Source organism: Acinetobacter sp. YH01008 (assembly GCF_013420435.1).
In the GTDB taxonomy this organism is placed as follows: Bacteria; Pseudomonadota; Gammaproteobacteria; order Pseudomonadales; family Moraxellaceae; genus Acinetobacter; species Acinetobacter pseudolwoffii.
In genome coordinates, this window is sequence record NZ_VOYD01000061.1 from 1 (window position 1) to 5,335 (window position 5,335).

Below are 5,335 nucleotides of genomic sequence, written 5' to 3' on the forward strand. Positions count from 1 at the left end.
TAATAGGATTTTGCTGATCTAAATGCTTTTGATGCCAGGCACGAAGTGTTTCAGGAGTACAACCAATCTTAGGCGCAATTGCTGTGATTGCAGCCCAAGTAGAAGGATAATCTTTTTCAGATTCAATCAATAATTGAACCGCTCTTTCTCTGATTTCAGGGGTATATTTTAATTTTGTCATCGGGATAGTCTCTCAGAATATTGACTCTCCGACAAACCCGGTACGGTTCACATTTTACGGCAGAGGATGAACCTATGCTTTCAATCCTTACAGAACATCAGTTTTTTCCGATAGTGATGAAACATAATAAATATGATTATTTTAGAATTATGTCTAAACAAGCGTCATTAAGTGCCGTGCGATGGGTACTTGCGTGGTTGAGTGTACGATATTTGGTGATTAGAGATCATAATTCTGTGAATTTGTTCAAGACAGCTACGTGTGCATAAATATCATTTACCTGACTAGGAAAACTTCTTGCTGCTCATTTATCACTTAATAATAGAGACTCAGGTATTTTTTATGGATCAACAAAGCAATAAAAACATCACATTATTCCTTGCATTTGATTTGCTACTGGAAGCTGTACAACACACTTCCTTATGGAAATAGCCTAAGCAGATATCGTTCAATTTAAGGGGCCCAGGCCTTTGCTTGGCAAATCAGATTTTAACAAAGCAAAGGCCTGGGAATCCGCGAATTTGATTTTTTTCTTTGCTTTCAATTTGATCCATACGTTATCGATTTATATTTTTTATTTAAAAATGAATAAAAAAATTCTAATTTGGTTTGACCAAAGAAAAAGATACCCATATGATAATTACATTACAGCAAAATCTGTAATCGGGCGTGGAAACCCGCATCTCAACGTACTAAAGAGTCACTTTTAGTGGCTCTTTTGTGTCTGCATGGCAATGCTTTATGGCAGGCCAAGTAGGGCAGTCTATGACTGGCCGTTTCGTTGAGCGGTATTTCCACCCCTATTTGGTTTGCCACCATCTCGTGGAAAAGATGTTGGCAAATTTCACATTGATCAACGAGATTACAATATGAAAAATATCATCTTAAAAGTACCCATTTCTCTTAGGTTTCTTTTGTTAGCGCTGACCGGATATTGACGGTCATTTAATTCATCGCTTTAACTAAATTGAACTATATGCACTTTCAAATTTCGTGCTTTAGCGAATATAGGAAAGTGCTGCCTGGAGAAAACAAAAAATGGGCCAAACTCGATTACTGACGAATATCATTCAGCGTAAAGTCATGTTGCCAGAAGAAATGTCGCCTTCAATGCAGCGTGATAATTTTGAAGTGGCACTGACTGATTTTGAAAAGCATGCCATCATCAAATGTTTATTTAAAGCGGATAACCAGCGTTCTACTGAATGTTGGAGTGTGCAGGAAATTGCAAACTTTATTGAGAATTGTACAGAAGATCAAAATATCAATTTGTGTATCTTGTATTGGAAAGATATACACGGCAACATCTATATTATCGATGGGGCGCATCGTCTTTCGAGTATTTATGCTTGGGTCAAGAGATATTTTGCAGATGAACAAGCCACTCAAGCGCCTAATTTTAGCGATCAACAAAAAGAAGATATTCGTGACCTGCGAAATCATTTAGGAGATCTAGCTGACTTCCAAAAAATTTGTATTGATCCTAAATTTGCAGAACAAAAATCTAAATTAGACGATATTAAAATCAGTTTCCGGCAAGTGCTTGGTACTCCAGAAGACGCAAGACGCGTATTCCAATCGATTAATTCAGATACTAAACGCCTAGATAAATATGAGGAATATCATCTAAGAAGTCGGGGAAGTGATGCATATTATGCGATCTATGCCTGTTGTTATATCAATGACAATAAATCCAATTTAGAAGAGCTTCAATATACACGTTTAAATTCGCTGATCGAGTTGGGGGAGAAGATCCATCAGCTGCTTTTCTCTACCATATTATTAGATACTGAAATGAGTCATGGCAAAAAAATTGGCTTGGTCAATGAGCTCATGAATATCATCGCGGGTGATCAGATTCATAATATCATGAGCCTGAATCAGGGTGAACGCGTTGAAAAGATCATGTCACATCTGTTTACGGTCCTTTGCAGAATGGCCACTCCTGTAAAAAATACTGGGGTTCCGAGTTTGGGCTTACATCCGTTCTTATATTTTTATAAGGACCAGCGTTTTCAGATTACTTCCTTTCTGGCATGGTTTGCTATTGTGTTTGAAATTCATGAAAGCCTGATGCAGATTCACCATCGAACCATTAGCTTTAAAGAGTTTACACGTGTCCGCCGTAGTATTGAGTTCTTGATTGCCAATTTTCCAGTGGCGACCACTGAAACGGTCGGTAAGTTCGGCAGTGGGATTAAAGGCTATGATCGGCTACAAATCGTTTATAAAGCCTTTATCTGTTTAAGCCTGGAAATGGATGTCGATTTTGAAGATGAAGAATGCCTGAACACCTTTATTTTGTCGATGTCAAAGGCTTTCAAGTACATCAACTTTAATGAGTTTTATTCTGAAAGATTTTTGGGTAATTATGATGATGGGGTTGTAGAGCATGTAGTCGGATATGTTGAATCGATTAGCCCGATCTCTCGATCAAAGCCCAAGGCCTTTTCAGCATTAACCAAAAATTTGCTTAAGCACAATTTTCTGGTGGGTAATCATAACTTTTGCCCCATTTGTGATGGATTAATCTATCTCGATTCTACTGAATCGGATCATCGGATTGCCAAAGCCGCAGGTGGCCAAGGGGTGCTAGAGAATGGTCTGCTGGTTCATCCACTCTGTAATAGAATGAAATCAGATCTGAGCCTGGAAGAGATTAGAGCGGATTTGTTTGGTGAATTACTGTATTAATCAGCAGAGTGATGAACTCATTTTCTCAAGTGTGTTAATTAATGATAAATCACATGATTTAACTTTTGATATATTCAGCCAGTGTAGCTTTTTTTAATTAAGTGCAGAATCATAGCTAGAAGCTAGCTGTAGTTTCTGAATGACCGTCAAGGTCCTTAGTTTTGCCCATTGATCCTTCTCTGGGCATTTTTTTTGATCAAAATATAACGCTATTCTTGCTAAAAATTGAATATTAATTTTTAACGAAAATTATGTGTAGATAGGTCTAGATAAATTTTTATTCCATTTTCTGCAAATTATTGGATAAACCAACCAGCTATTCTTGTTTATGGTCTACCAGTCATTCTCATTCCAAGTAGACCATCAAGATATAAAACTACATAGCCAATTTTGCCGATACCAAACGATTCATACTCACACCACGCTCCGCAGCTTCAAGTGCTAGTTTTTGATGAACCATTGATGGAACACGAACAGCAAACCGTCCGCTATACTTTTTTTCTGAAAGCGGTACAGGTAATTTCTCATTATTGCTGATCATATCTGCTACAACTTCAGCAACAAGATCAACAATCCCTGAAAATGCTTTAGATTGTTCTGCATCGAGCCAAGACAGTGACGGAAATTCGGCACATAGACCAACATACTCATTATCTTCTGCTGACCATGTAACACGATAAGTAAATTGTTTGCTATCCATTTGACACCTCACAATGTTTTAAGTTTATCAAGTGCAGCTAATACTTGCCTAACCTGATAAGGTTTAGCCTTTCCGCTATCATCTTGAAGATTAATACGAGGATCGCCTTGCCACGGTGTTTTAAATACCGTGTGACTACCACTTGTTTGTCTTGGTTCACCAAAATATTGCTTACAAACCTTGAGTAAATCGACATAGCGGATATTTTTTGGATTATTCCGCATTTGTTCTATAAGTTGATCAAGATTTGCCATTTAAATGCTCAATAGTGCCAATGATTAATAGTATCAATATTGATACCATTAATCAAGAGTTTGGCATGCCTAGTGGCTTATACGAACAGAAATGAATGGTAGGGTGCAAATAGGAATAGGGGGTAGATTTACATAGGAATATGCAATTTACTATCTGTAAGTGAAAGAGGACTCCACCCGACAGTCAGGGTGGAGGTGAATTTCACAGATTTTAACCTTGTTGGTTTTGAATGTATTTCTTAATAATATCTAAGGGCGCACCACCGCACGACCCTGCAAAATAAGATCGTGACCATAAAACAGGTTTTGCATAACTACCACGTAAATCTAAAAATTCATTCCGCATTCTTCTGCTTGTTACCGATTTTAAATTATTCACCAACTTACTAAGCTGAACAGTTGGTGGGTACTGAATAAGCATGTGAACATGGTCAGCCTCACCATTACATTCTTTTAGCTCTGCATCAAAATCTTTGCATATTTCGTCTACACACTCAATAAAATACTTATGATGTAGATCATTTAGAATTTTCTTTCTGTACTTTGTAATAAATACTAGGTGTACGTGTAAGTTAAAGGCTGAATGGCGGTTTTTATAGATTTCAGTCATTGTTTGATTGTTCATTTAATGATAGCATTTGATTATATTAACACATACATACTCATTTATGAAAATCAACAAAGCGTATAAATTTAGGCTTGAGCCTAATGCAGAGCAGGAGCTTGTTTTAAACAAGTTGCTTGGCTCTGCACGTTTTGTTTGGAATCAAATTTTAGCTGTATCGTTCGAGATGCTTGCTAATAATGAGCGAATCAACAAAGTTAATTTAGTCAATAAAATTCCTGAATTACGAAAAAAACCTGAGTGTGCTTTTCTGGAAAACAGTTCAAATGGCGTTTCACTTCAACAAAAAGTGCGTGATCTTGGTGATGCCTGGGGGAAGTTCTTTGACCCGAAAGAACAAGCCAAGTTAAAGCAAAAACCATTTAAAGCCAAAAAACCAAGATTCTTTAAATTGCCGGATGGTCGTGAAGTCCAATTTAGACCACTCATGCCACGATTCAAAAAGAAATCTAATGGCTATGATTCCATTCGTATTGTTCAATTCAATAGATACTGTTGGGTTAAAGGCAACCAAGTTAAGTTACCTAATGACATTGGCGTTGTGAAATTCAGAAAGTCACAAGAGATTCTTGGTGAAATCAAGAATGTCACAATCTCAAAGCATGTTGGAAAGTGGTATATCTCTTTCGGTGTTGAAAGCACAGTAGAAGCACCAGTCCACCCATTAAAATCAGCCGTTGGCATTGATTTAGGTGTTAAAAATTTAATTACAACATCTAGTGGTCAAGTATTCGACCCGATCAATAGTTTCAAGGGGCTTTGTTGCACAAAGATTTGAAATGCAAAGCGCCCCTAATTGAGCCAAATTTAAGGCGTAACTTGGGTAAGTGGTCGACCTAATTCCGTAAATCTGTTGAGGACTGCTACACGTGCATGAATTT

3 protein-coding genes and 4 pseudogenes are annotated in these 5,335 nt (G+C 37.3%); 3 read left to right on the plus strand and 4 right to left on the minus strand.

Annotation, left to right across the window (positions count from 1 at the left end):
- Positions 1–181: pseudogene (locus FTT75_RS15340) on the minus strand (IS3 family transposase); the annotation flags it as partial.
- A 35-nt stretch (positions 182–216) separates the two neighbouring features.
- On the opposite strand from FTT75_RS15340, the pseudogene FTT75_RS16075 reads away from it, so the two are divergent.
- Together FTT75_RS16075 and FTT75_RS15350 are read left to right on the plus strand one after the other, a co-directional pair.
- Positions 217–411 (plus strand): annotated as a pseudogene (locus FTT75_RS16075) (hypothetical protein); the annotation flags it as partial.
- An 808-nt stretch (positions 412–1,219) separates the two neighbouring features.
- Entirely contained in the window at positions 1,220–2,875 is a 1,656-nt protein-coding gene (locus tag FTT75_RS15350; RefSeq protein WP_005093681.1) for an HNH endonuclease signature motif containing protein, read from the plus strand.
- 376 nt (positions 2,876–3,251) lie between these two features.
- Here the strand turns inward: FTT75_RS15350 and FTT75_RS15355 are convergent, their stop codons facing one another.
- The 3 genes and pseudogenes from FTT75_RS15355 to tnpA form a co-directional block, all read right to left on the minus strand.
- The gene (locus tag FTT75_RS15355) at positions 3,252–3,575 is read right to left on the minus strand and encodes a type II toxin-antitoxin system HicB family antitoxin (RefSeq protein ID WP_063454488.1); all 324 of its coding nucleotides are present in this window, start codon (positions 3,573–3,575) and stop codon (positions 3,252–3,254) included.
- An 8-nt stretch (positions 3,576–3,583) separates the two neighbouring features.
- Positions 3,584–3,709, minus strand: a pseudogene (locus tag FTT75_RS16080) (toxin HicA); the annotation flags it as partial.
- Positions 3,710–4,040: 331 nt separating this feature from the next.
- Positions 4,041–4,454 (minus strand): IS200/IS605 family transposase, encoded by a 414-nt coding sequence (tnpA, locus tag FTT75_RS15365; RefSeq protein WP_180073098.1) that lies wholly within the window; start codon positions 4,452–4,454, stop codon positions 4,041–4,043.
- Positions 4,455–4,497: 43 nt separating this feature from the next.
- On the opposite strand from tnpA, the pseudogene FTT75_RS15370 reads away from it, so the two are divergent.
- A pseudogene (locus FTT75_RS15370) lies at positions 4,498–5,208 on the plus strand (RNA-guided endonuclease InsQ/TnpB family protein); the annotation flags it as partial.
- Positions 5,209–5,335: the final 127 nt, after the last annotated feature.

Excerpts from the sequence above, each read along its gene's own strand:
- FTT75_RS15350 (WP_005093681.1), top strand. The coding sequence starts at position 1,220 with ATGGGCCAAACTCGATTACTGACGAATATCATTCAGCGTAAAGTCATG.
- FTT75_RS15355 (WP_063454488.1), bottom strand. The coding sequence starts at position 3,575 with ATGGATAGCAAACAATTTACTTATCGTGTTACATGGTCAGCAGAAGAT.
- tnpA (WP_180073098.1), bottom strand. The coding sequence starts at position 4,454 with ATGAACAATCAAACAATGACTGAAATCTATAAAAACCGCCATTCAGCC.